This window comes from Sphingomonas sp. Sphisp66 (genome assembly GCF_047324325.1).
GTDB lineage: Bacteria > Pseudomonadota > Alphaproteobacteria > Sphingomonadales > Sphingomonadaceae > Sphingomonas.
The window spans coordinates 951206-977651 of the sequence record NZ_CP168508.1 but is presented as its reverse complement, the minus strand read 5'-3'; the positions used below and the strand labels follow the sequence as shown (position 1 = coordinate 977651).

17 protein-coding genes are annotated in these 26446 nt (G+C 68.1%); 9 read left to right on the top strand and 8 right to left on the bottom strand.

The window, feature by feature from the left end; translation table 11 throughout:
* The first annotated feature begins 157 nt into the window (after nucleotides 1-157).
* The 3 genes from cysN to ACEN8G_RS04775 all read left to right on the top strand — a co-directional run bounded on the left by cysN (nucleotide 158) and on the right by ACEN8G_RS04775 (nucleotide 4049).
* On the top strand, nucleotides 158-2071 hold the full coding sequence (gene cysN, locus ACEN8G_RS04785; RefSeq protein ID WP_413415357.1) for a sulfate adenylyltransferase subunit CysN: 1914 nt from the start codon (nucleotides 158-160) through the stop codon (nucleotides 2069-2071).
* Nucleotides 2068-2793, top strand: a complete 726-nt coding sequence (locus ACEN8G_RS04780) for a 3'(2'),5'-bisphosphate nucleotidase CysQ (RefSeq protein WP_413415356.1) — start codon at nucleotides 2068-2070, stop codon at nucleotides 2791-2793. Before cysN ends, ACEN8G_RS04780 begins: the two co-directional genes overlap by 4 nt.
* A 104-nt stretch (nucleotides 2794-2897) precedes the next feature.
* Nucleotides 2898-4049, top strand: coding sequence for an SET domain-containing protein (locus ACEN8G_RS04775; RefSeq protein ID WP_413415355.1), 1152 nt, complete (start codon nucleotides 2898-2900; stop codon nucleotides 4047-4049).
* Between the two features lie 166 nt (nucleotides 4050-4215).
* On the opposite strand, the gene ACEN8G_RS04770 is transcribed toward ACEN8G_RS04775, so the two are convergent.
* On the bottom strand, nucleotides 4216-6075 hold the full coding sequence (locus ACEN8G_RS04770; protein WP_413415354.1) for a CHASE4 domain-containing protein: 1860 nt from the start codon (nucleotides 6073-6075) through the stop codon (nucleotides 4216-4218).
* Complete coding sequence (locus ACEN8G_RS04765; protein ID WP_413415353.1) at nucleotides 6075-7970, bottom strand: putative bifunctional diguanylate cyclase/phosphodiesterase; 1896 nt, start codon at nucleotides 7968-7970, stop codon at nucleotides 6075-6077. Before ACEN8G_RS04765 ends, ACEN8G_RS04770 begins: the two co-directional genes overlap by 1 nt.
* Nucleotides 7971-8129: 159 nt before the next feature.
* On the opposite strand from ACEN8G_RS04765, the gene ACEN8G_RS04760 reads away from it, so the two are divergent.
* Genes ACEN8G_RS04760 through ACEN8G_RS04750 form a run of 3 tightly spaced genes read left to right on the top strand, consistent with a single transcriptional unit; the run spans nucleotide 8130 to nucleotide 11530 of the window.
* The gene (locus tag ACEN8G_RS04760) at nucleotides 8130-9002 is read left to right on the top strand and encodes an HpcH/HpaI aldolase/citrate lyase family protein (RefSeq protein ID WP_413415352.1); all 873 of its coding nucleotides are present in this window, start codon (nucleotides 8130-8132) and stop codon (nucleotides 9000-9002) included.
* Nucleotides 9003-9038: 36 nt separating this feature from the next.
* Entirely contained in the window at nucleotides 9039-11177 is a 2139-nt protein-coding gene (locus ACEN8G_RS04755; protein WP_413415351.1) for a PAS domain S-box protein, read from the top strand.
* Nucleotides 11174-11530 (top strand): response regulator, encoded by a 357-nt coding sequence (locus ACEN8G_RS04750; protein ID WP_413415350.1) that lies wholly within the window; start codon nucleotides 11174-11176, stop codon nucleotides 11528-11530. Before ACEN8G_RS04755 ends, ACEN8G_RS04750 begins: the two co-directional genes overlap by 4 nt.
* Nucleotides 11531-11817: 287 nt before the next feature.
* On the opposite strand, the gene ACEN8G_RS04745 is transcribed toward ACEN8G_RS04750, so the two are convergent.
* Complete coding sequence (locus ACEN8G_RS04745) at nucleotides 11818-19413, bottom strand: IPT/TIG domain-containing protein (protein WP_413415349.1); 7596 nt, start codon at nucleotides 19411-19413, stop codon at nucleotides 11818-11820.
* Nucleotides 19414-19893: 480 nt separating this feature from the next.
* On the opposite strand from ACEN8G_RS04745, the gene ACEN8G_RS04740 reads away from it, so the two are divergent.
* Complete coding sequence (locus ACEN8G_RS04740; RefSeq protein ID WP_413415348.1) at nucleotides 19894-20529, top strand: phage tail protein; 636 nt, start codon at nucleotides 19894-19896, stop codon at nucleotides 20527-20529.
* Between the two features lie 58 nt (nucleotides 20530-20587).
* Here ACEN8G_RS04740 and ACEN8G_RS04735 read toward each other — a convergent pair whose 3' ends face one another.
* On the bottom strand, nucleotides 20588-20878 hold the full coding sequence (locus ACEN8G_RS04735; RefSeq protein WP_413415347.1) for a DUF6916 family protein: 291 nt from the start codon (nucleotides 20876-20878) through the stop codon (nucleotides 20588-20590).
* Nucleotides 20879-20998: 120 nt separating this feature from the next.
* Here ACEN8G_RS04735 and ACEN8G_RS04730 point away from each other — a divergent pair, with 120 nt between their 5' ends.
* Nucleotides 20999-21553: an N-acetyltransferase family protein gene (locus ACEN8G_RS04730; RefSeq protein ID WP_413415346.1), complete on the top strand. Its 555-nt coding sequence runs from the start codon at nucleotides 20999-21001 to the stop codon at nucleotides 21551-21553.
* Here the strand turns inward: ACEN8G_RS04730 and glmS are convergent.
* Genes glmS through glmU form a run of 3 tightly spaced genes read right to left on the bottom strand, consistent with a single transcriptional unit; the run spans nucleotide 21540 to nucleotide 25156 of the window.
* Nucleotides 21540-23363: a glutamine--fructose-6-phosphate transaminase (isomerizing) gene (glmS, locus tag ACEN8G_RS04725; RefSeq protein ID WP_413415345.1), complete on the bottom strand. Its 1824-nt coding sequence runs from the start codon at nucleotides 23361-23363 to the stop codon at nucleotides 21540-21542. The two genes, ACEN8G_RS04730 and glmS, sit on opposite strands and share 14 nt — an antisense overlap.
* Before the next feature lie 30 nt (nucleotides 23364-23393).
* Nucleotides 23394-23798, bottom strand: a complete 405-nt coding sequence (locus ACEN8G_RS04720; protein ID WP_413415344.1) for a hypothetical protein — start codon at nucleotides 23796-23798, stop codon at nucleotides 23394-23396.
* Nucleotides 23798-25156, bottom strand: coding sequence for a bifunctional UDP-N-acetylglucosamine diphosphorylase/glucosamine-1-phosphate N-acetyltransferase GlmU (gene glmU / locus ACEN8G_RS04715; RefSeq protein WP_413415343.1), 1359 nt, complete (start codon nucleotides 25154-25156; stop codon nucleotides 23798-23800). The genes ACEN8G_RS04720 and glmU overlap by 1 nt, the downstream gene beginning before the upstream one ends.
* 73 nt (nucleotides 25157-25229) lie before the next feature.
* Here glmU and ACEN8G_RS04710 point away from each other — a divergent pair, with 73 nt between their 5' ends.
* Complete coding sequence (locus tag ACEN8G_RS04710; protein ID WP_413415342.1) at nucleotides 25230-25913, top strand: HAD-IA family hydrolase; 684 nt, start codon at nucleotides 25230-25232, stop codon at nucleotides 25911-25913.
* Between the two features lie 85 nt (nucleotides 25914-25998).
* Here ACEN8G_RS04710 and ACEN8G_RS04705 read toward each other — a convergent pair whose 3' ends face one another.
* The gene (locus ACEN8G_RS04705) at nucleotides 25999-26364 is read right to left on the bottom strand and encodes a VOC family protein (RefSeq protein ID WP_307118282.1); all 366 of its coding nucleotides are present in this window, start codon (nucleotides 26362-26364) and stop codon (nucleotides 25999-26001) included.
* Nucleotides 26365-26446: the final 82 nt, after the last annotated feature.

Genomic DNA, 26446 nt, shown 5'->3' with positions numbered 1-26446 from the left:
CTTCGACCTCTTCTCTCTTCACCACCCCCACCCCCTTCCCCGTCATCCCCGCGAAGGCGGGGATCCAGAGTCATGAAGGACGTCGCTCTGTTACCCTGGATCCCCACCTGCCCGGGGATGACGGGTTGGGAAATGACGACGGGCTGGGAGAACACGCATGACCTCCTACCGCCCCGACGCGCTCATCGCGTCCGACATCTCCGCCTATCTCCAGCTGCACCAGAACAAGTCGCTGCTGCGTTTCATCACCTGCGGCAGCGTCGATGACGGCAAGTCCACGCTGATCGGCCGGCTGCTCTACGATTCGAAGATGATCTTCGAGGACCAGCTCGCCAGCCTAGAGGCCGACAGCAAGCGCGTCGGCACCCAGGGCGGCGAGATCGATTTCGCGCTGCTGGTCGACGGCCTCGCCGCCGAGCGCGAGCAAGGCATCACCATCGACGTCGCCTACCGGTTCTTCGCAACCGAGAAGCGCAAGTTCATCGTCGCCGACACGCCCGGCCACGAACAGTACACCCGCAACATGGTGACCGGCGCCTCGACCGCCGACCTTGCCGTGATCCTGATCGATGCGCGCAAGGGCGTGCTCACCCAGACGCGGCGCCACTCGTATCTATGCCACCTGCTGGGCATCCGCCGCATCGTGCTGGCGGTGAACAAGATGGACCTGATCGGCTATGATCTGGCCGCGTACGACGCAATCGTCGCGGACTATCGCGCGTTCGCCGAGAGCATCGGCATCACCGCCTTCACCCCGATCCCGATCTCGGGCTTCAAGGGCGACAACATCACCGGACCGAGCGCGAACACGCCCTGGTATGCCGGGCCGGCGCTGCTCGAGCATCTGGAGACGGTCGCGCTGGATGCGGATGCCGATGCCGCACGCCCCTTCCGCTTGCCGGTGCAATGGGTGAACCGCCCCAACCTCGATTTCCGCGGTTTCGCCGGCATGATCGCCTCGGGCAGCGTCAGGCCCGGTGACAAGGTGCGCATCCTGCCCTCGGGCCAGACGACCACGGTGGCGCGGATCGTCGGCTTCGGCGGCGACAAGGCCGAAGCCGTTGCCGGCGAGAGCGTGACGATCACCCTCGCAAACGAAGTCGATTGCTCGCGCGGCGACGTGATCGCCACCGCCGATGCGCCGCCCCAGGTCGCGGACCAGTTCCAGGCGACGATCGTGTGGATGGACCAGGCCGAGATGCTGCCGGGCCGCGCATATTGGCTCAAGCTCGGCACCCAGATGGTAAGCGCCACCGTTCAGCCGCCGCGCCACGCGATCTGCGTCAACACCATGGCCGAGCTCAGCGTGAAGACGCTGGGGCTCAACGACATCGGCGTGGCCGAGGTCTATACCGATCGCGGCATCGCCTTCGAGGCCTATGCCGACAGCAAGGATCTGGGCGGGTTCATCCTGATCGACAAGGCGACCAACGCCACCGTCGCCGCGGGCATGCTCAACTTCGCGCTGCGCCGCGCCCAGAACGTCCATTGGCAGGCGGTCGAGATCAACCGCGAGGCGCATGCCCGGCAGAAGCACCAGGCCCCGCGCCTGCTGTGGTTCACCGGCCTTTCCGGCTCGGGCAAGTCGACCATCGCCAATCTGGTCGAGAAGCGCCTCCACGCGATGGGCAAGCACAGCTTCCTGCTCGACGGCGACAATATCCGGCACGGGCTCAACAAGGACCTGGGCTTCACCGATGCCGACCGGATCGAGAACATCCGCCGCGTCGGCGAAGTCGCCCGGCTGATGACCGATGCCGGGCTGATCGTCCTCACCGCCTTCATCTCCCCCTTCCGGGCGGAGCGCGAGCTGGTGCGGGCGATGCTGCCCGAAGGCGAGTTCTTCGAGATCTTCGTCGACACCCCGCTCGACGTGGCCGAGGCGCGCGACGTGAAGGGGCTCTACAAAAAGGCCCGCGCCGGCCAGATCGCCAACTTCACCGGCATCTCCAGCCCCTATGAGGCGCCGCAGAACCCGGAGATCCGCGTGAACACGACGAAGGAGACGCCGGAGGAAGCCGCCGAACGGATCGTTGAGACGATCATGGGCACCTGGAGTCCGGTGATTTGACCGACGCCGAACTCGCCCGGGAAGTCGCCGAGGAGGCAGGCGCGCTGCTGCTGCGCATCCAGGGCGAATGTGCCGGTGGCGACCGCGGCGACCGTGAGGCCAACGCCCTGATCCTCGCCGCGCTCGCGCTCGCCCGTCCAGACGACGCAATCCTCTCCGAGGAATCCGCCGACGACCCCGCCCGGCTCTCCGCCAGCCGGGTATGGATCGTAGATCCGCTCGACGGCACCCGCGAATTCGCCGAGCGCCGCGGCGACTGGGCGGTGCATATCGCACTCGCCATCGACGGCGCGCCGGCGGTGGGCGCCGTCGCCCTGCCCCGGCTGGGCTGCACCCTCTCCAGCGACTGCCCGCCCGCGCTGCCTGAAGGGGAACTGCCCCCGCGCATGCTGGTCAGCCGCACCCGCCCGAGCGCGCTCTGCGCCGGCGTCGGCGAGCGGATCGGCGCGGTGCATATCGGCATGGGCTCGGCCGGCGCGAAGGCGATGGCGGTGGTCCGCGGCGAAGCCGAGATCTACCTCCATTCGGGCGGTCAGCACCAATGGGACAATTGCGCGCCCGTCGCAGTGGCGCTCGCCGCCGGCCTCCATGCCTCGCGGATCGACGGCAGCCCGATCGTCTACAACCAGCCCAGCACGAGCATCCCGGACCTGCTGATCTGCCGCAAGGAATGGGCGCCGATCGTGCTGGAAGCGGTGAAGGATTGCGGGGCGGATCTCTGAGCTTCCACCGCTAAGTGACTTCCTGCGACTCGCGGATTCACCGCGAGTCGCGCGTAGACGGCGAATCCGGGACATGGTAAACGCTTCGTTTGGGAGGGAGCGTTTTGACCGCCGATATCTGGTTCTTTCTGGCGATCGGATTCAGCTTTGCGGGCTATGCGACCTACCTGATCGGGCTGCGTCGCGAGCTGGTCGAGCCGAACCGCGCGTCCTGGCTGATCTGGAGCGCGGCGACCACGCTCGAGGCGCTGACCTATGCCGCGGTGAACCCCGGCGCGCCGCAGGGCTGGGTGTTCGCGCTTAGCTCGGTCGCCTGCATCGCGGTCACGCTCGGCATCTGGCGCCGCTCGTCCTGGGCCCCGCCCTCGCCCACCGAGACTTTCTGCATCGCCGCCAGCCTCTCCGCGCTGATCCTGTGGCTCGCCTTCCGCGAGGCCTTCTGGGCGCACATGCTCGTCGTCCTCGCCGTGCCGGTGAGCTTCTGGCCGACCTGGGCGAGCGTGTGGACCGATCGCAACCGCGAGCGCTCGCCGGCCTGGGGCCTCTGGACCTTCGGCGATCTCGCCACGCTGCTCGTCGCCGTCCGCGCGACCGATCCGGGCGTCGCCGAACTCGGCTATGTGATCGTCGAGTTCCTCTGCCATGCCAGCGTCTGGTTCCTGATCGGCCTGGCGACGATCAACCCGCTGCGCTCCTTCGGCACGCGCCGCGGCGGGCTGCGCTGGTTCGATCGCTACCGGCCTTCGAGCAACCTCTTCAAGGTGGGCGACAACCATCTGGGCAAGGCCGTCTATGCGGCGAGCGCCTTTGCCGAGGGCGACGTGCTGATCGAGTTCACCGGCCGCCGCTTCCGCGCCGACCAGATCCCCAGCCTGATGCGCGGCCGCGGCGACCGCTTCGTCCAGGTGACGCCCGACCATTATATGGGCCCGTCCGGCCGGATCGACGACCTGGTCAACCATAGCTGCGTCCCCAATGCCGGGCTGCGCTTCACCGATGCCGGCGTGTTCCTGGTAGCGGTCCGCGCGATCGAACCGGGCGAGGAGATCGCCTGGGACTATTCGACGACGCTCAGGGAATCGAACTGGCACATGATCTGCCAGTGCCGCGCGGAGGGCTGCCGCCGGGTGATCGGCAATTTCGACAGCCTCGATCCCGACCGGCAGGAATGGTTCCGGGCAAGGAACCTGGTCGCGCCATATCTGCGGCGGAAGGACGAGGTTGCGGGGACGCGTAAGGCTGTGGGGCGACGCTGATCCAATCCTACCTCGGAGCGCAGCTCCGGGGGAGGGGGACCGCGCGACGCAGTCGCGTGGTGGAAGGGGTAGAGGCCCTCCGAGCAATCCATCGCCTGTGGAGAAGCCCCCTCCACCATTCGCTATGCGAATGGTCCCCCTCCCCCGCTTCGCGAGGGAGGATTTTCTAAGCCGCCAGCCCGCTCGGCTGGGCCAGCCGCGCCGTGCCCAGCGTCAGGATCGCCTTGGCCCCCGTGCCCTTGCCGTCGCTGATCAGCTCGAGCTTGCCTTCCATCGCCAGCATGGAGTTCGCGCACCAGTGCAGCCCCAGCCCGCCGGACTTGTGCGCCCGGGTCGAGAAACCCCGCTGGAACAGCGTCGGCGCGACCGAGGGGTCGAAGCCCTCACCGTCGTCGCGGATATGGATTTCGGTGCTGTCGCCCTTGTCCCGGATCGTCACCGAGATCGAGCCGCTGCCGCGCCCGGTCGCCGCGATCGCCTCGGCGGCATTGGCGAAGAGGTTGCCGACCACCTGGCTGAGGATAACCCGGTTGGCCATTACCCAATGCGCCCGCGACGGGAAGCTGAACGCGATCGAGTTCTCGCCCGAATAGCGCGCGATCGTGGCGTTCTGGGCGACGATGTCGGTGATGTCGCAGGCATCGAGCGGCGGGCGTTCGTGCGCGGCTTCCTGCTGCTGGCCGATGATCTCGAGGACGTGGTGCAGCGCCTCGCGGCCAATACCGATCTGCTCGCGCCGGTCCGCCCGCTCCTGCTCGATGCTCTCGATCGCAGCGGCCAGGAAGGCGACCAGCTTCTGGCGGCGCACTGCAGGCACTTCCTCGCCCGCCAGCTCGGAAAGCGCGCGGTCGAGCAAGGCCCGGTCCATCGGCGCGCCGGCACCTAGTCCCTGGCTGAGCACCGTGCTGATCGGGTTCAGCGCATTGCGGACATTGTGCATCACCGCCACCGCGCTCTCGCTGCGGCCCAAAGTGAAGCTCTGCACCTCGAGCTGCTCGCGCAGGTCCTTGAGCTGCTTGAGCATCGAATTGAAGCTGGTGACCAGGCTGCCGATCTCGTCGTCGCGCTGCTTGTCGGTGAGCATGCCGAGGGTGCCCGAGGCACGGACCACGCCCATATGGCTCTCGACACGCTTGAGCGGCGCAAGCACCAGCCGCGCGATCATCCGGCGCAGCACGAGCAGGACGATCGCCAACAGGATCGACGACCCGACCACGGCGAGGACCAGCATGCGGGTGCCGAGCGTCGATAGATCGCGCGGCACGCTATAGGTGGCGGTGGCGACGGCGCGGCCGTCCGGCCCCGGGATCGGCACGGCGATCTGCGTACGGGTGGCGCCGGGAGTCTGGGTGACTTCGGCCACCGGGTTGTCGAGCGGCAGGTTGACCTGCAGCTCGAGCAGCTTGCTGAGCTGCGCCGCGGTGACGGTGCGCGCCATCAGCACATAGCCGCGCGGATCGCCGCTGCCATCGCTGCGGCGCACCTGGGCGATGCCCATGGCGACCAGCGTGTCGCCCAGCCGCAGGAAGAAGCCCGTGGAGTTCTTCTCCTTCGACGCGGCCAGTACCTTGGCGAAATCCAGTCGCGCGATCGCATCGGTCAGCCGCGCCCGCATCGCCGGCACATCCGCCTGCTTCTCCAGGTCGAGCCAGCGCGCGATCACGATCGAGCGGTCGGGCCGGACATAGGCCATGGCGTTGACGTCGAGATTGACCATGGCGAGTGTCGAGAAGCTCTCCTTCTCGAACGCGCGCGTCGGGTTGGCCATGTAGTCGTAGGACGACGTCCAGTCGCCATAGTCGCGCACCGCCAGCTCGACCTTGGCCGAGACGTCGTGGACCACGGCCTGGGTGCGCGCGACATGGGCGTCGACCGCGTCATGCTCCAGCTTGCTGAAGCTCGGCGTGATGACGGTGGCCAGCATCAGGGTGAGCGCGACCGCGCCGATCACGCCGACGCCGGTCAGGATCAGGACCAGTTTCGCGCCGAGCGAGGCCGGCGCCTTCAGGCGCCTCGCGATGGCCATCAGCCGTGCGTCCCGTTGCCCAGCTCGAGCTCCACGGGCTCCGCGTCACCAATATAGCCCCTGTTGGCGAGGACGAGCGCGTCCTCCACATCCATCGGGCGGGCGAGATAATAACCCTGGAGATGGCTGCACCCGGCCAGGCGCAGCGCCTGGAGCTGGGCCTCGGTCTCGACGCCCTCGGCAACCACTTCCATGCCCAGCGCGCGGCCGAGATGGATGATCGAATGGACGATCGCGGCGCTCTCGCGCTCGCGGCCCATGCCGTCGACGAAGCTGCGGTCGATCTTCAGGCAATCGAGCGCGAAACGGCGGATGTTGTAGAGGCTAGAATAGCCGGTGCCGAAATCGTCCAGCGCGATGCGGAAACCCATCTGGCGCAGCTTGAACAGCGTCTCGGCGGCGCGCTCGACATCGTCGAAGATCGCCGTCTCGGTGATCTCGATCTGGAAGCGGCCCGGCTCGACGCCGGCATTGGCGACGCGCTCCATCACATGCGCCACGAAGTTGTGGCGGCGGAACTGGCGCGGCGAGAAGTTCACCGAGACATATTGGCCCGGCCAGGTCTTGAGCGTCTCGACCGCGCGGTCGATCACCCAGTCGCCCAGCTCGTGGATCAGGTTCGATTCCTCGGCGATCGGGATGAACATGCCCGGCGAGACCATGCCGTATTCGGGGCTGCACCAGCGGATCAGCGCCTCGAAACCGGTGACTTCGAGCTGGTCGCGGCCGACGATCGGCTGGAAGACCAGCTTGAGCTCGCCCTTGGCGATCGCCTCCGACAGCCCACCCTCGATCTGGCGGCGGAAGCGGATCGACTCGTCCATCACTTCGTCGAACAGGCGCACCATGCCGCGTCCGCCATGCTTGGCTTCGTTGAGCGCTAGGTCGGCGCGCCGCATCACGTCGATCGGGTCGTGGATCGTGCCCGGCTGGACGACCATCAGGCCGACCGAGGCTCCACCCTGCACCGAATGGCCGAATACCTTGAAGCTGATCGATACCGCCTTGAGCATCCGCTCGGCGGCCATCTCGGCCTCGTCCTCGCCGGTGACCGGATAAAGCATCGCGAACTCGTCGCCGCCCAGGCGGGCGACAAAGCCTTCGGCCGGCACCTGCTCGCGCAATATCTCGCAGACCATGCGGATCAGCTCGTCGCCGGCGAGATGGCCGAGCGTGTCGTTGACGATCTTGAACCGGTCGAGGTCCATCATCGCCATGGCGAAGCAGCGGTCGCCCTTCACGGCCTTGCCCAGCATGTGGAGGAAGGCGAGGCGATTGGGCGCGTCGGTCAGCGAGTCATGATTGGCGATATGGACGGCGCGCGATTCATTGGCGGCCAGCTCGAGCTTCTGCTCCTCGAGCAGCGTGATGGCGCTGCGCAGCTTGGCGTCGGCTTCCCAGCGATGGGCGAGCGCGGTCGCGGTCTGCATCACCTCTTCTGCCTGGAAGGGCTTGGCGATGTAGAAGATCTTGTCCGCCGGGCCGGCGGCGCGGCTGATGTCGAGGGGCGAGAAGTCCGAATAGCCGGTGACGATGACCAGGTTGATGTCGGGATCGAGCGCGCGGATACGGCGGGCGGTCTCCTTGCCGTCGATGCCCGGCGGCATGCGCACGTCGATGAAGGCGACGGCGAAGCGCGCACCGGTCTCGATTGAATCCTGGATCGCCTCGACGGCGTCGAGGCCCTGGTTGAAATGCGCGCAGTCGAAATCGATCAGGTCGCCGGCCGATGCCTTGGTCACCGGCTCCTCGTCGCCGAACAGCTCGGCCGCCAGCGTGTTCAGCGCAGTCGCTTTGCCGGCGCTGCGGGCCCCGAACACCTGGCGATACGACTCGTGCATCGCCGGTTCGTCGTCCACGATCAAAATGCGCACTTGCGAAATCCCCTCGCTCATCTCTTCAAACGAGGTAAGCGGACAGCGTTAAGGAGCGGTAAAATCGCGAAGATGCGGAGAGGAAAAGCGTGCGGAGAGGGTTAAGGCCCGGGCCATGATCTGCGTTGGTTTACCCGCCCGTCGCCAGGCGATAGCAAGGCCCGCACAACAGGAGGATGCATGACTGAACCGCTGGCCGCCCGATCGCTGCTGTTCGCGCCCGGGGATTCCGAGCGCAAGCTCGCCAAGGCGGGCGCGAGCGAGGCCGATCTGGTGCTGCTCGACCTGGAGGACGCGGTGGCCGAGGCGAACAAGGGCGCGGCCCGCGCGCTGGTCGCCGAGCATCTGAAGGCCGGTACGCGTGCCCAGCCGCAATGGGTGCGGATCAACCCGCTCGACACGCCGCACGCGCTTGCCGATCTCGCTGCGATCGTGCCGGGCCGGCCCGACGGGATCATGCTGCCCAAGGCCACCCGCGCCGAGGCGGAACTGCTCCATCATTACCTCACCGCGCTCGAGGCGGCGCACGGCCTGCCCCAGGGCGAAATCCGCACGATCGTGGTGGCGACCGAGACCGCCCCGGCGATCTTCGGGCTGGGCGATTATGCCGGCTGCCCGCGCCTCGCCGCGCTCACCTGGGGCGCGGAAGACAGCGCCACGGCGCTGGGGGCGACGCACAATCGCGACGAGAGCGGGGAGTATGATTTCCCCTATCAGGTGTTCCGGGCGCTCGCCCTTGCCGGGGCAGCGGCGGCGGGGGTGACGCCGATCGAGACGATCCATGGCGACTTCCGCGATCTCGCCGGGCTGGAGAAGGTTGCAACCAAGGCGCGCCGCGCGGGTTTCCGCGGGATGCTCGCCATCCATCCGGACCAGGTAGCCGTCATCAACCGCGCCTTTTCGCCCTCTTTGGCGGAAATCGAGAGGGCGAACCGTATCGTGGATGTCTTCGAATCCAATCCGGGTGCCGGGACGATCGGCCTGGATGGGGAGATGCTCGACATGCCGCACCTCAAGCGCGCCCAGGCGGTGCTGGCGATGCGACGGCAGTAACGCCATGAATTTGCGGATCTATTCCAGCGGGCCTCGATGACCGAAACGCCGGCCGAACCCCTTCCGGTCGGGGAAGACGAGTTCCGCCTGATCGCGGACAGCGCCCCCGTCGCCGTCTGGGTCACCCGCCTCGACCGCAAGCGCAGCTTCGTCAACCGCGCCTATGTCGAGTTCCTCGGCGTAACCTACGAGGAAGCCCTGGATTTCGACTGGCGGCGGATCATCCATCCAGACGATGCGGCGCGAATCCTGGCGGCATCGATCGCGGGCGAAGCGAGCCTGACCACCTTCGCGCTGGAGGGGCGCTACCGCAGCGCCACCGGCGAGTGGCGCTGGCTGCATTCCACCTCCCAGCCCCGCCGCGACGCGCAGGGCCGGCACATCGGCTTCATCGGCGTCGCGCATGACGTGACCGAGGCGAAGACCGCCGAGCTCGCCCTTCGGGAACGCGAGGCACAGCTTTCCGCCTTTATCAACCAGACCACCGCAGGCTTCGGCCAAGTCGATCTGGAAGGCCGCTTCACCCTGGTCAACGACCGGTTCTGCGAGATCGCCGGCTGGAGCCGCGACGAGCTGATGGGCATGACCATGCAGCAGATCACCCATCCCGACGACCTGGCCCGGAACGAGCCACTGTTCGAACGGGCGGTGCGCGAGGGTACGCCCTACACCCATGAGAAGCGCTATATCCGCAAGGACGGCGGGATCGTCTGGGTGAACAATTCGGTGGCAGTAATCCGCCGGCCGAGCGGCGAACCCTTCGGCGTGCTGGCGGTGGCGCTGGACGTCACGCGGCGGCGCGAGGACGAGGAGGCGCTGCGCAAGAACGAGGAGACGCTGCGCCTCGCCACCGAGACGGCGGGCATGGCGACCTGGGAAGCCGATCTGGAGACGCGGGAGGGCGAATGGTCGCCCAACCGCTTCGACCTGCTCGGCATGCCGCGGCGGCCGGACAATCGCGGCACCTTCGAGGAATGGATCGAACGGGTCCATCCCGAGGACCGCCAGATGGCGCGCGCCGCAGCCGAGCGATGCTTCCGGGACGGCGTACCTTATACGATCGAGTACCGGATCTGCCGCGCGGACGACAATAGCGAGCGCTGGCTGCAGAGCCATGGCAACCGGATCGACTATGGCGACAGCCGGCCGAGCCGCTTCGTCGGCGTCTCGTTCGACATCACCGGCCGCAAGCGCGCCGAGGAGGAACTGCGCGAGAGCGAGGCGCGCTTCCGGACGATCTTCGAGCAGGCCAACGACTTCCTGATCACCACCACGCTCGACAATCGCGTCACCTCGGTCAACCCGGCGGTGGTCGCGGCGCTCGGCTATGCCGAGGACGAGCTGATCGGCCACTCGATCCGCGAGTTCATGGACGAGGACCAGTTCGCGATCAGCATGGACGCGTTCAACCGCAAGCTCGAGCATGGCGGCTCGACGCGGCTGACCGTCAAGCTGCGCGCCAAGGACGGACGCGAGCTGATCTGGGAAGTCAATTCGCGACTCAGCCTCGACGAGCAGGGCCGGCCGACGGCGCTGCACGCGATCGGGCGCGACATGACCGAGGCGAAGCGCGCCGAGACACATCTCCGGCTGCTGATCGACGAGCTCAACCACCGGGTGAAGAACACGCTGGCGATCGTCCAGGGCATCGCGCAGCAGAGCTTCAAGGACGACGTGCCGCCGCGCCAGGCGCGCGCCGCGTTCGAGGGGCGGCTGGCGGCGCTTTCCGAGGCGCACAACCTGCTCACCCGCGAGCATTGGAGCCTCGTCTCGATGCGGCAGATCATCGAGGACGCCCTGCGTCCGCACGGCGAGGCGAGCCGCTTCACCCTCGACGGGCCAGACCTGACGATCCTGCCCAAGACCGCGATCAGCCTGGCGCTGGCGATCCACGAGCTGGCGACCAATGCCGTCAAGCACGGCGCACTCTCCTGCCCCGAGGGACGCATCTCGGTGGCCTGGCAGCGGATCCGCGGCGACGGGCCGGCGCGGCTGGCGCTGCGCTGGGAGGAATCGGGCGGCCCGGCTGTCGAGCCGCCGACGCGGCGCGGCTTCGGCACGCGGATGATCGAGCGCGGCCTCGCCGCCGAGCTGGGCGGCACGGTCAAGATCGACTTCCGGCCGGGCGGGCTGGTCTGCACCGTCGACGCGCCGCTGCCCGAGGGCGCCGAATGAGCGGGTTCGAAGGGCTGCGCGTGCTCGTCGTCGAGGACGAGCCGGTGGTCGCCATGTATCTCGAGGACCTGCTCGACGCGCTGGGCTGCGAGACGATCGGCCCGGCGAGCCGGCTGGCCGACGGGCTGGAATTGGCCGAGCACGGCGACTTCGACGTGGCGATCCTCGACATCAATCTGGGCGGCGAAAGGAGCACGCCGATCGCCGATGTGCTGCGCCTGCGCGGGCTGCGCTTCGCCTTTGCCAGCGGCTATGGCGTGCCGCCCGAGGGCTTTGGCGAGAATGTGCCGATGATCGAGAAGCCATATCGCGAGGCGCAGGTCGCCGGGGCGCTCACCCGGTTGCTGGCCTAGCCTCTCCTATCACGCGGTGGCGGGCGACGCGCCAAAGTCCACGAAGTTCACGCCAGAAGCGGGTTTTCGCGCGGGCTAGATTGACACGGTTCCCGCAAACGCGCCGCATCTCGCAACATCCTTGCGTCGGCGTGATCCTATTTTTCCAACGGAGCAAAGAGCGGCCGGACCTAGTCCCGGCCGGAGAAGCCGAGCAAACAAAATCCTACATTGCAAGCGCGCGGATGACGAAACAGCGGTAGGCCCGGGACGGCGACAACGCCGCCGTCCCGGGCCCTCCCCCTCTATCACCAGCGCTTCGACAGGCGGATCTGCAGGGTGCCCGACTTCTCGCCCTGGCCGGCGCGCAGGCCGGTTTCGAAGTCGAACGACCAGCCGCTGCTCAGGATGTCGAACCGCGTGCCGATGCTCAGCTGGAGCTGCTCGCGCTTCCAGCTATTGGCCGAGAGGCCGTAGAGCGCTGTGCCCGGGATATCGGCATAGTCGAGCCACTGCGCATCGAGATCGGCGAACTCATGGTTCCACTCGGCGCGGATGCGCGGAGTGACCGAACCGAAGCTCGTCTTCTGGCGATACTCGAGACGCCCGCCGATCGTACCGGTGATCGAGCTGACCTCGCGCGCATCGAAGCGCAGATTATAGCGCCCGGCCCCGGTCTCGACATAGGCGTCGAGATCGGCGTCGAGATACTCACCGCGGCCATAGATCGACCATTGCAGCGGACCGCTCCGGCTATCGATGCCCACCGAGAGCGCGGCGACGCTGTAGCTGCCGTCGCGGCTGCCACGCGCCGTCGCATTCACCGCGGCGGCGAGGCGCCGGGTGGTGAAGTCGAGCTGGCCGCGGCCGACCATGCCGTCGATGAACGCCCCGCCGACAGGCTGGATGCTGGCATAGGCGGCATAGAGCGTGCTGGTGCCGCGCACCTGCGCCGCCGTGCCGATCTGGCTCAGATCATTGCCATAGCCGCCGCCCAGGCCGAGCAGCACCCCTTCGGAGAGCTTGATGTCGGCACCGGCGCTGAGGCCCGCGGTGGTGGCGGTGATCTTGCTGCGATCGGTCCGCCGGTCGCGCGTGCCGATGTCGATCGCGCCACCCGCCCAGGTGGCCAGCGAGCCGACCCGGCGGTTGCCGTCCTCGTCGACGCTGCCCGAGCCCGGCGCGGCCTGCTTGGCCCCGCTGGTTCCGGCGACGCCGCCCGAGCCGCCCAGGCCAGCCGCACCGCCGGTTGCGGCGACCGTCCGGCCATAGCCGAGCTGATCGGCGCGCGAGAGCGGCGACTGGGCGTCGTTGGCGAACTGGCCGATCGCGGGATCCTCGCCCGAGAAGCGCATGCGATCGGTGATCGCGAGGCTCCAGCCCTTGTCGGTCGGCCGCTCGCGCACCGCCATGCCGTCGCGCGAACCGAGCGTGACGCCCATGGCGAGGCCGGTAGCGCCGCCGCCATTATGGAGCTGCTCGGTGCGCCGCATGAAGTTGGCGACCTGTGCCCGGGCGAAGCGGCGTGCCGTCTCGGCCTGGGCATCGCTGATCGCCGCCACGTCCGGATCGTTGCGCGGATCCGGGCGTGCCTGGACGGTCAGCGTGACGGTCGACGGTGCCGAGGCGCCGTAGACGTTGCTGAGCGTGTAGGTGACGACGATCGTCCCGCCGAAGCGGTTGTTCGGCGTCACGTCGAGGCGATAGCTGCCACTGCCCGCCGCGACGATGTTGGTGGTCGCCGCATTGGCCGGCGACACGCTCACCACGTTCGCGCCGGTGAACGGCCCGCGCGCCGCGCCCTCGGTGAGCATCACCGAGACCAGCTGGCCATCGCCCGCCGTCGCGGTCTTGGGCGCCGCGACCGGCACCTGGCCGACCACGGTGATCGTCACCGTCCCCGGTGCCGAGGTGCCGCCCGGGCCGACCGCGACATAGGTGAAGCTGTCGGTGCCGGCATAGTTGGCGGCCGGAGTGTAGGTCGCGATGTAGGGCGAGGTCGGCGCCGCAGCGACCGGGGTCAGGCTCGGCCCGGCCCCGCCACTGAGCGTGACGGTGCCATGCGCCGGCTGGCTCGCGATCTGGATCGAGTCATAGACGCCGGTCACCAGCGACGAGAGGTTGATCTGGACGCTGGTCCCCGCCGTGGTGGTGCTGCCCGCCACGGTGGAGGTGCCCGGCCCCGCGCTCGGCGGCGGCGGCGTATCGACGGTGAGGCTCACCGTTGCGGCCGCCGAGGTGCCGCCCGGACCGGTGACGGTATAGGCGAAGCTGTCCGCTCCGAAATAGCCCGCGGTCGGGGTGTAGGTGACCACATCGCCGCTGACCGTGGTGGTGCCGTGGGTCGGCGCCGTGGAGACGGTCAGCGTGCTGTGGACGCCGGTGATCGAGGTGCTGAGATCGATGGCGGTGCCCGAGCTGTTATAGCCCACGGTCACGCCGGTCCGGTTGGCGGCGGTCGGCGCGGCCGGAGTCGCCACCGTCAGGCTCACGGTCGCGGGGGCCGAAGTGCCGCCCGGGCCGGTCGCCGTATAGGTGAAGCTGTCCGCGCCATAATAGGTCGCCCCCGGCGTATAGGTGACGACATCGCCGGCAACCGTCACCGTGCCGTGCGTCGGCGCCGTGCCGATCGCGATGCTCGAATGCACGCCGGTGATCGAGGCCGACAGGTCGATCGCCGTGCCGGTGCTCGCATAGGGCACCGCCACGCCGGACTTGTCCGCCGCGGTCGGGGCGGCGGGCGTCGCCACCGTCAGGCTAACGGTCGCGGGAGCAGAAGTGCCGCCCGGGCCGGTCGCCGTATAGGTGAAGCTGTCCGCACCGAAATAGCCGGCAGTCGGGGTGTAGGTCACCACATTGCCGGCAATCGTCACCGTGCCATGCGCCGGCGCCGTGCCGATCGCGATGCTCGAATGCACGCCGGTGATCGAGGCCGACAGATCGATCGCCGTCCCGGTGCCGTTATAGGGCACCGCGACGCCGCTCTTGTCCGCGACCGTCGGCGCCGGCGGAGTTGCCACGGTCAGCGTGACATTGGCCGGCGCGGAGGTGCCGCCCGGGCCGGTCGCCGTGTAGGTGAAGCTGTCAGCGCCATAATAACCGGCGGTCGGCGTATAGGTCACGACATCGCCGGCAATGCTGGTGGTGCCGTGGGTCGGCGCGGTGCCGATCGCGATGCTCGAGTGCACGCCGGTGATCGAGGCCGACAGGTCGATCGCCGTCCCGGTGCTGTTATAGGGCACCGCGACGCCGGTCTTGTTGGCCACCACCGGCGCCGACGGGGTCGCCACCGTGATGCTCACCGTCGCGACGTTCGAGGTGCCGCCGGCACCCGTCGCCGTATAGGTGAAGCTGTCGGTGCCGAAATAGCCCGCGGTCGGCGTGTAGGTAACCACATTGCCGGCGATGCTGGTCGTGCCGTGGGCCACGGCAGTACCGATGGCGATGCTGCTGTGCGGCCCGCCGGTGATCGAGCTCGTCAGGTCGATGGCGGTGGCGGTGTTATAGGCCACGTTCTCCGACTTGTTGGCCGCGACCGGCTTGTCGATGAACGTGTAGGTCGCCGATCCGCTGGTCTGGCCGTTGACGGTGACCGTCACGGCCTGCGCGCCCGAGCCGACGGCCGGCGCAGTGACGGTGAGCGAGGTCGCGCTCGCCCCGGTGACCGTGCCGTTGCCGGCGCCGCCAAAGGCGACGGTGTTGTTGGCCGGCGTGGTGCTGAAGCCGGTGCCCGAGATCGTCACCACCTGGCTGACCGGGCCCGAATTGGGCGCGATCGAGGTCAGGGTCGGCACGACGGTGAGGGCATTGCCCGCCGTCGCCGGAGTGGTCGGATAGCCGGCCGGGGTGAAGGCGCCGAGCGAGAAGCCGCCCGACGAGCCGGCGGTGGTGCCGGTGTAGCTGAGTGTGATCGTGCAGCTGCCCGACGGGATGGCGAAGCCGTTGAACTGATAGTTCGCGCCGGCATCCGCCCCGCTGGCCCCGCAGCTGCCGCCCGGCGACCCGCCATTGTGGGTCAGCAGCGCCGATCCGCTGAGCAGCGGCGCGACGGCCGGGGTGGCCGAGGCGTTCGGGTTGTTCAGGGTGATCGTCAGCGTGCCGGTCGCGCCCGCGCCGAGCGACGCCGGCGAGAAGTCGACGGTGGCAGTGACTGCGCCGGCATTGCCGACGGCGAAGCTCTGCTGAACCTGCGCCGCGGCGTTCCAGTTGGTATCGCCCGCCTGGTTGGCGTTGATCCGGCAGGTACCGGTCGAATTGAAGGTGACCGTGTTGCCCGCGAGCGCGCAGCCGGTGCTGGCGCCGTCGAGCGTAAAGGTCACGCCCAGCCCCGAGCTGGCGGCGGCGGTCACCGTATAGGCCGCGCCGCCCACCGTCGCGGTGGGCGCGGTCGAAGTGAAGGCGATCGTCTGGTTGCCCTTGGCGATCGTGACGGTGGTGACCGGCGTGTCCGCCGTGACCGGCTGGCCATCGGTGACCCGGATGATGTAGCTGAACGAGCCCGCAACGGTCGGCGTGCCCGAGACGGTGCCGGTGCTCGCGCTGACGGTCGTGCCCGGCACGAAGGCACCGGCGCCGAGCGAATAGCTATAGGGAGCGACGCCGCCCGAAGCCGGATTGGCCTGGGTATAGGCAGCGCCCACCTGCAGGCCGGAGGCGGCAGCGGGAGTAATCACCAGCGTGGCCGGCGTCACCGTGAAGCTCTGCGGGACCGTGGGCGCGGCATCATAGGCCGCATCGCCGGCCTGGTCGGCGTTGATCGTGCAGGTGCCGGTGGTGAGCAAAGTCACCGAATTGCCCGCAACGGTGCAGACGCCGGTGGTGGCCGAAGTGAAGGTCACGGCCAGGGTCGAGCTGGCGGTAGCCGAGATCGCGACGGGTGAGGCCGAGAGCGAGGTGGTGGACGGGCCGGTGAAGCTGATCGTCTGCCCGGTCTTGCCGACCGTGATCGAATAGGATTCGCTCGCGGTGAAGGCGCTGCCGGCCACCGGCGCCGAGCCGTCCGAGACGTCGACCGTGAAGTTGAACGTGCCTCCCGTCGTCGGCGTGCCGGTGAGCACACCGCCTGCCGAAAGGGTCAGGCCCGGCGGCAGGGTGCCGGTCGAGCTGAAGCTGTAGGGCGAGGTGCCGCCGCTGGCGGTGAAGGTCTGCGAATAGGCGCTGAGCGTGGTGGCGCCGGGCAGCGCACCGGCCGCCGGCGAGATCACCACCGGGGCGATATAGGTGTAGTGGTCCGCCGCGCCGGTCGCGCTGGTGCCGCCGATATTGGTGACGCGGATGTCCACCGTGCCCGCCGCGCCGGCGGGCGAGGTCGCGGTGATCTGGTTGTTGCTGTTGACGGTGAAGCCGGTCGCCGCGGTGCCGCCGAAGGTGACCGCGGTCGCGCTGGTGAAGCCGGTGCCGGTGATCGTCACCGTGGCGCCGCCGGTGACCGAGCCGCCCTGGGGCGAGACCGCGGTGACGGTCGGCGCCGAGATATAGGTGTACTGGTCCGACGCGCTGGTCGCGCTGGTGCCGCCGGCGGTGGTGACCGTGACGTCATAGGTGCCGGCAGCATTGGCCGGCGAGGTCGCGGTGATCTGGGTGTTGCTGTTGATCGTATAGGTCGCGTTGGTCGCGCCGAACTTCACTGCACCCGTTGGGTTTGCCACCGCGAAGCCGGTGCCGGTGATCGTCACCGTGGTGCCGCCGCTGGTCGGGCCCGCGGTCGGCGAGACCGAGGTGACGGTCGGCGCCGAGACATAGGTGTACTGGTCCGACGCGCTGGTGGCGCTGGTGCCGCCCAGGGTGGTGACGGTGACGTCATAGGTGCCGGCAGCATTGGCTGGCGAAGTCGCGGTGATCTGGGTGTTGCTGTTGATCGTATAGGTCGCGTTGGCCGCACCGAACTTGACCGCCCCGGTCGGGTTCGCCGCCGAGAAGCCACTGCCGGTGATGACCACGGTGGTGCCGCCGCCGGTCGGGCCGGCGATCGGCGAGACCGAGGTGACGCTGGGCGCAGCGACATAGGTGTACTGGTCGGCCACGCTAGTCGCGCTGGTCCCGCTGGGGGTGGTGACGCGGATGTCCACCGTGCCCGCCGCACCGGCGGGCGCCGTCGCGGTGATCTGGGTCGCGCTGTTGACCGTGAAGCCGGTCGCCGGGCTCGCCCCGAAGGTGACGGCGGTCGCGCCCGACAGGTTGGTGCCGGTGATCGTCACCGTCGTGCCGCCGCCGGTCGGGCCGGCAGTCGGCGAGACCGAGGTGATCGCGGGCGCCGGGATATAGGTGTACTGGTCTCCCGCGCTGGTCGCGCTCGTGCCGCCGACGGTGGTGGCGCGGACGTCGACCGTGCCGGTGCCCGCGGGTGCGGTCGCGGTGATCTGGGTCGCGCTGTTGACCGTATAGCCGGTCGCCGGCGTTCCGCCGAAGGTCACGGCGGTCGTGCCCGACAGGTTGGTGCCGGTGATCGTCACCGTCGTGCCGCCGCCACCCGGGCCGCTGGTCGGCGAGATCGAGGTGACCGTCGGCGCCGGGATATAGGTATACTGGTCCGCGGCACTGGTCGCGCTCGTGCCGCCGACGGTGGTGACGCGCACGTCCACCGTGCCCGAGCCGGCCGGCGCGGTCGCAGTGATCTGGGTCGTGCTGTTGACCGTATAGCCGGTCGCGGCGGTGCCGCCGAAGGTCACCGCGGTCGTACCGGAGAAGTTGGTTCCGGTCAGCACCACCGTGAGGCCGCCGCTCGTCGGGCCCGTGGTCGGCGAGATGGCGGTAACCGTCGGCGCCGAGACATAGGTATATTGGTCGGCGGCGCTGGTCGCGCTGGTGTTGCCGCCATTGGTCACGGTCACGTCATAGGTGCCCGCGCTGTTGGCCGGGGCCGTCGCAGTGATCTGGGTGTTGCTGTTGACCGTGTAGCCAGTCGCATTGGTCGCGCCGAACCGCACCCCGGTGGCGCCGGTGGTGCCGTTGAGGTTGGTGCCGGTGATGACCACCGTCGTGCCGCCGGAGACCGGGCCCGCCGTCGGCGAGATCGAGGTGACCGTGGGCAGCATGGTTATCGTGTCGGGCGCGGTTGGCGTGTTCGCCGCCCCGCCGCCGCTTACTCCTACCGTCACGCTTCGGGACAACGCCGAGTTGGTCGCGACCGCGGTGGTTATCGATAGCGCGGTGTTCGAGGCTCCGGCCGCGATCGTGCCGGTGAAGGCGCAGGTGACGTTGGTGCCGCTCGAGCCTGCGCAGTTCCAGTTGGTGCCGGTGGCGCTGCTGTAGGTGAGGCCGGCCGGCAGCGTCGAGGTGAGCGTGATGGTGCCCGAAGTCGCCGCGGTGCCGGTGTTGCTCACCGTCGGGGTCAGCGGGAAGGTGCCGCCCTGCGCCGGGGTGCCGCCATGGGTCAGGCTGATGCCGAGCGTCGGGGTCGGCGCGGTGCAGCTGATCGTGAAGGTGACGCTGGAGTTGTTGCGGCCGGCTTCGGCAGCGTTGGTGACGCCGTTCGCGGCATCGACCGAGTAGTTGGTGACGGCGATGTTGAAGACGTCGTTCGCGGCGCCGACCGTGATGCTGCCCGAGCCCGAAGCGGCCGTGACGTTCTCGGTCGAACCCGAGCGCAGGGTGAAGCCGCTCTGCTCCTGCAGCGTGACCTGGACATAGCCGGTGCCTGAATTGCGGGTCCAGCTGAAGTTGATGACCTCACCCGGCGCAAGCGCCTGGGTGAAGTCGGAATAGTTGCTGCTCGACAGCTGCTCGCCGCCGAAGCTCTGGTTGCCGATCGAATAGGTGCCGGACAGCGTCCCCGGGGCATTGTTGCCCGCGCCGGTGGCGATCTGGTTGTTGTTGATCGACTGGCACTGGCCCGAGATCGCCCAGGCGCTGGTCGGCGCCATGACCAGGATGCCCGCAGCGAGCGCGCCGCCCATGCGGCGCATGAGCCGCCCAAGGGGCTTGGGCCTGTTCGACCTGGAGGTTGGTGTCGCGCGCTCCCCGACGCGCTGTCCACCCGAAACGGCTGCCGCGATCCGAACGCAAACGGAACGCGCTTTCCCCAAGCCCCACACCATGCCGACAATACCCCCAACGCCCGTAAAAGGCGGCCTTGTTCTACATACAAGCAATAAACCCGGCAACAGCGGTTAAACCGAGGAAATATCCAGACATTCTCGAATCAGGATATTTAGAACCAAAATGGTATCAATCGCTCCACCAATTACGCGATTCGCGGAAAGGCCCGGATTCTGTCAATAAAGTGTATTAATCCCCGCTTCTTCATGATTGGCCCCGCGAAAAGCACGAAAGTGAAGTAATAGCCCCTTGTCTGCCATCGGGATCGGGTATCTAACACGCCCGCTTGCGGGAAACGGCGCGGCATTCCGCCCAGCCGACCGCGGCTACATTCCGGGGGTAGGACGATGTCTGAACCGTTTATGGGCCAGATCATGCAGGTCGGCTTCAATTACGCGCCGCGCGGCTGGGCTTCGTGCAACGGGCAAATTCTGGGTATTGCGCAGAATAACGCCCTGTTCGCACTGCTCGGCACCACGTTCGGCGGCAACGGCGTGACCACCTTCGCCCTGCCGAACGCCGCGGGCCGCGGTTTCGTCGGCCTGGGCCAGAGCACTGCGGGCGGCACTACCTATGTCTGGGGCCAGGCAGCCGGCACCGAGAACGAGACCCTGACGATCGCGAACATGCCGGCGCACAACCACGTCGCCACCTTCACCGGCATCGCCGGCCAGACCACGGCGAGCGGATCGATCCAGGCCGTCACCGGCGTGGCCACCCAGACCAACACGCCGACCGATGGGTCGCTGCTGGCGAACTGCGCCAATGCCGGCGCGGCCCAGGTGAAGATCTATGCGCCGGCGGGCACCACCGGGACCATGGCGAACCTCGCCGGCGTCAACATCACCGGCGGCAACTTCACCCCGCAGGGATCGGTGCAGGTCGGCATCACCGGCAGCAACATCCCCTTCTCGATCATGAACCCCTATCTCGCGGTGCAGACCAACATCGCGCTCGAGGGCGTCTTCCCCTCGCGCAACTGATCGCGCACGGGCGAAAGCTTTCCGGCTCCGTCGCGCAGGCGGCGGAGCCGGTTCCGTTTCAGGCGAAGACCGCCTGGTAGACGCGCCGATCGGGATGGGGCTGGAGCTGGGTGAGCAGGATCGCATGCGGCCCGCCCTTGCCGCAGTCCAGGTCATAGGTGCCGTCGAGCAGATAGACTTCGAGCGGCGATTCGAAGAAGAGCGAGAAGGGATCGCGCACGTCGAACCCGCGCAGCACGCCGCGGCGCTGGATGCTGGAGAGGGTGATCTCCACCGGCTCGGGGATCGTGGCGACGCGGACCTTGCGACCGACCCAGGGTTCGAAATCTTCCGGTGTTAGCAATCGCATGTCGTATACTTCCCCCTCCCGCGGAACGGACAGTCGCTCCAGCCGTGAGACGGCCATCCTGCCGGGTCCGGCGGGGCGCGTGAAGCCGGTCCGCGCCGTTTCGGAGCAAAAGTCGACGAGATGACGCGCGCGCCGCTACCGCCCTTCCCTGCCCCGCGCCCCCTGCCCGCCCTGGCGGACACGCTGGCGGCACAGCACCTGGCACTGCCGCCCGCCGGCACCGCCGAACTGCCCTTCCTCGCCGATCTCTACGCCGCCTCGCGCATGGCCGAACTGCTCTTTGCGCCCTGGCCGGCGGAGCAGAAGCGCGCGTTCCTCGACGAACAGTTCGCGCTCCAGCACGCCCATTTCGTGAAGACCCATCGCAAGGGCGATTTCCGGCTGGTGATGCGGGCGGAGCAGCCGGTCGGCCGCTTCTATTTCAACCGCAGCGGGCCGGAATGGGTGCTGATCGATATCCTGCTCGCCGCCGGGACGCAGGGCAGCGGGATCGGCGGCGCGCTGGTCGGCTGGCTGCAGCAGGCCGCGGCCGATGCGGGCGCGGACCGGCTGCGACTGAGCGTCGCCTATAGCAACCCGCGCGCCCACGCCTTCTACCAGCGGCTCGGCTTCGAGGATGCCGGCGACGTCGCCGGCACCCATCTTTCGATGCTCTGGCGGCCTATTCGACGGTGACCGACTTGGCGAGGTTGCGCGGTTGATCGACGTCGGTGCCCTTGGCCACCGCGACATGATAGGCGAGCAGCTGCACCGGCACCGCATAGACGAGCGGCGCGATCAGCGGGTGGACCTTGGGCATGGTGATCGTCGCCACCGTGCCCTCGCCCGCCGCTTCGATCCCGTCATAGTCGGAGATCAGGATCACCTTGCCGCCGCGCGCCTGCACTTCCTGCATGTTGCTGACGGTCTTCTCGAAGAGCGGCCCCGAGGGGGCGATCACGATCACCGGCACAGCATCGTCGATCAGGGCGATCGGGCCGTGCTTCATCTCGCCGGCGGCATAGCCCTCGGCGTGGATGTAGCTGATTTCCTTGAGCTTCAGCGCGCCTTCGAGCGCCAGCGGATAATCGGTGCCGCGGCCAAGATAGAGCACGTCGCGGGCGGCGGCGACGACATGGGCCATCGCCTGGATCGCCTCGTCATAGGCAAGCGCGCCGTTGAGCGCCGCGGGCGCCTCGGCGAGGTGCTTGACCAGCGCCTTCTCCTCGGTCTCGGACAGCTTGCCCTTGGCCTTGGCGAGATTGGCGGCGAGGGCGGCGAGCACCGCGAGCTGGCAGGTGAACGCCTTGGTCGAGGCTACGCCGATCTCCGGGCCGGCATGGGTCGGCAGCAGCAGGTCCGCCTCGCGCGCCATCGAGCTGGTCGGGACGTTGACCACCGCGGCGATCTTCTGGCCTTCGCTGCGGGCATGGCGAAGCGCGGCGAGCGTGTCGGCGGTCTCGCCTGACTGGCTGATGACGATCATCAGCCCACCCTCTTCCATCACCGGCGCGCGGTAACGGAACTCGGAGGCGACATCGAGATCGACCGGCACCCGGGCGAACTGCTCGAACCAGTATTTGGCGACCATACCGGCATAGAAGCTGGTGCCGCAGGCGACGATGGTGACGCGCTTGATCGCCGAAAGGTCGAAATCGGGGATCGGCAGCGTGACCTGCTCTTCCATCCGCTGCAGGTACGAGCGCAAAGTCTGGGCGACGACGATCGGCTGCTCGTAGATCTCCTTGAGCATGTAGTGGCGGTGGTTGCCCTTGGAGATCAGCTCGCCGGTGACGCCCGAGATGGTGATCGGGCGTTCGACGGGGTTGTTGTCCTTGTCGAAGATCTGCGCGCCGTCGCGGGTGATGACGACCCAATCGCCTTCCTCGAGATAGGCGATGCGCTGGGTCAGCGGCGCGAGCGCGAGCGCGTCCGAGCCGAGATAGGTCTCGCCCTCGCCATAGCCGACGACCAGCGGCGAGCCTAGGCGGGCGCCGACCAGCAGGTCCGGATGCTGGCGGAACAGGATGGCGAGCGCGAAGGCGCCGTGGAGGCGCGGCAGCACCTCGGCAACGGCTTCGGCGGGTGCCATGCCGGCCTCGACCTTCTCGCTGACCAGGTGCGCGACGACCTCGGTGTCGGTCTCGCTCTCGAAGACGCGACCGCGGGCGATCAGCTCGTCGCGCAGCGCCTTGAAGTTCTCGATGATGCCGTTGTGGACCAACGCGACTTCGCCGGTGGCGTGCGGGTGCGCGTTGTTGGTGGTCGGGCCGCCATGCGTCGCCCAGCGGGTGTGGGCGATGCCGGTGGTGCCGGGCAGCGGGTTCTCCGCCAGCTCCTTGCCGAGGTTGACCAGCTTGCCCGAGGCGCGGCGGCGCTCGATCCGGCCATCGACATCGGTGGCGATGCCGGCCGAATCATAGCCGCGATATTCGAGGCGCTTGAGACCGTCGTACAGCCGCTCCGCGACGTCTTCCTTGCCGACGATTCCGACGATTCCGCACATGCTTTGGGTGTTCCTGCCTGAGCCCGGCGATCAGCCGAGGATTTCGATCTGGTCCGCCGTCTCGACGGCGATGCGAATCTGGAAATGGGAGCCGGTGGGGACGCGGCGCGCGATGCCCTTCACGCGGATGCGCTTGCCCTTGAGCATATCCTCGGCATGGCCGCCGAGCTTGTCCTTGAGCGCGTTGCGCCCCGGGGTGTTCAGCACGACCGAGAGGTTGCCCGGGTCGCGATAATCGGTGGCCGAGTTGAGATAGGCGTTGAAGCCGCCCGCGCCGGTGGACGCGACGACGAATTCGAAAGTGCCTTCGACCTCCCCGGTCTTTGAGGCGGCAACCGCCTCGATCGCCTGGGTGGGATTCATCGCTGCGGTCTGCGCAAAGGCAGGCGCCGCGACGGCGAGGGCGAGAGCAGAGATCAGGGTCATCGTGCGCATCACTTCTTCGCCGCCTCCTTCTTCGCCTTCATCTTCTCGCGGAACGTCCGCGCCCAGCCCGGCTTCACCTGCTGCTCGGCCCGCACGATCCCCAGCGCATCGCCCTCGACATCGCGGGTCACCACCGATCCGGCGGCGACGATCGCGCCGTCGCCGATGGTGACGGGCGCCACGAGCGCGCTGTTGCTACCTACAAAAGCGCCGTTACCGATCACTGTCCGGTACTTTAAGAAACCGTCATAATTGCAGGTGATCGTGCCCGCGCCGATGTTCGCCCCCGCCCCGACGGTGGCGTCACCGATATAGCTGAGATGGTTGGCCTTGGCGCCGGGGCCGATCACCGCCTTCTTGATCTCGACGAAATTGCCGACCTTGGCACCCTGCTCGATCCGCGCGCCAGGACGCAGCCGAGCATAGGGGCCGATATCGGCGCCCGAGAGGATCTCGGCGCCTTCGAGATGGCTGAAGGCGTGGATCACGACCCGGTCGGCCACGGTGACGCCAGGGCCGAACACCACATTGGGCTCGATCGTGACGTCGCGGCCGATCACCGTGTCATAGGCGAACCATACCGTCTCGGGCGCGACCAGCGTGGCACCCTCGACCATCGCGCGGGTACGGCGGCGTTGCTGCCATTCCTGCTCGAGCCCGGCCAGCTCGCCGCGGCTGTTGACCCCGGCGACTTCGATCGCATCGGTCTCGATGCCGACCGAGAAGCGGCCCTCTGCCCGGGCCAGCTCGACCAGGTCGGTGAGGTAGAATTCGCCGGCGGCATTGTCGTTGGTGAGCTGGGCGAGCAGGCGGAAAAGGTCCGCCGAACGCACTGCCATCAGGCCGGAATTGCAGAGGGTTACCGCGCGCTCCTCGGGGCTCGCGTCCTTGTATTCGACGATCTTGTCGAGCCGGCCGTCGGGGCCGACGATGACGCGGCCATAGGCGCCGGGATCGGCGGGGCGGAAGCCGAGCACCACCACGCCGGGATCGCCTTCACCGTGGAGCGCGTCGATCATCCGGCGCATCGTCTCGGTCGTGACGAGGGGCACGTCGCCATAGAGGATGAGGACGTCGCCCTGGAAATCGGCCAGCGCCTGCTCCGCCATGCGCACGGCATGGCCGGTGCCGAGCTGCTCGGCCTGCTCGGCGGTCTCGACCCCGAGCGGGTGCACCGCGGCCTCGACCTGTTCCTTGCCGGCGCCGACCACCACGACTTCGCGCTCGGCGCCGAGCGCCTTCACGCTGTCGACCAGATGGAGCAGCATCGGCCTGCCGGCGATGGGATGGAGGACCTTGTGGGTGTCGGACTTCATCCGCGTGCCCTTGCCGGCCGCGAGGATGATTGCTGCGATCGGTGCCGTCATTGTCCCTCCGTTGGCCGTCCCCTGCCACGTTAGTCTTGCCAATTCCATAGGGCAGCTGGCAGGCAGCGGCGACATGACCGATTTCCCCTTCGACATCGTCGGATTCGACCTGGACGGCACGCTGCTCGACACCAGCGCGGACCTGCTCGGCGCCACCAACCACGCGCTCGACCTGGCCGGGCGGCCGAGGCTGGAGATGGCGGCGGTGATGACGATGGTCGGGCGCGGCGCCAAGCACATGCTCGAGCAGGCGCTGGAAGCCTCGGGCGGCTATGACGAGGCGCTGATGGCGCGGCTCTATCCGGCGCTGCTGGAATGGTACCGCGACCATGTCTCCGACCATTCGCGGCCCTTCCCGGGCATGCTCGACGCGCTGGACGAGCTGGCGGCGCGGGGCGTGACGCTGGGGATCGTCACCAACAAGTTCGAATATCTGGCGGTGAAGCTGATCGGGGAGCTTGGACTCTCCGCGCGTTTCGCGACGATCATCGGCGGCGACACGATGGGCAAGGGCAATGCCAAGCCCTCCGCTTTGCCGATCCAGGAGATGATCCGGCGCTGCGGCGGCGGGCGGACGGCGTTCGTCGGCGATTCGATCTACGACACGCTGGCGGCGAAGAATGCCGGGGTGCCGAGCGTGGCGGTCAGCTTCGGGTTCCTCTCCCAGCCGGTGGAGGAGCTGGGCGCCGATGCGGTGATCGACTCCTATGCCGAGCTTGTGCCGGCGCTGGAGCGGCTGGGGGTGCCGGCTACCTAAATGTGTTCCTGCGAAAGCAGGAACCCAGGGTAATCAGGTACTTCGCGGCCCTGGGCTCCTGCTTTCGCAGGAGCACATGAGGGGCCTAATCCCGGTTCTTCAGCTGGTGGAGCAGCACGGCATTGCCTTCGCTGTCCTGGATCACGCGCATCCGGCAGACCGGGGAGTGGATCAGGTCGGTCTTGAAGGTGACGCCCTTGGCCTCGAGGTCGGCGCAGAGCGCGTCGAGGTCCTCGACTTCGAAGGCGATCGTGCCGCCGGCGTCCGAGGCGGGCTTGTCGCCGGTGACCGTGGTGATCGCCAGGCAGCCGCCGCCGGGGAGATCATATTCCACCCAGGGAATGCCATATTCCGCGCTGGCGGCGGGCAGGCCAAGCGTCTGCTCGTAAAAGGCCCGGGCGCGATCGAGATCGATGACCGGATACAGCGTGAAAGCGACCTTGCGGAACATCGAACCTCTCCCTTTGAACGGCGCCCAGGATAGGTGCCGATCTCCAACAAGACAAGATTTTGTTCTCTATTTGTTTCAACAC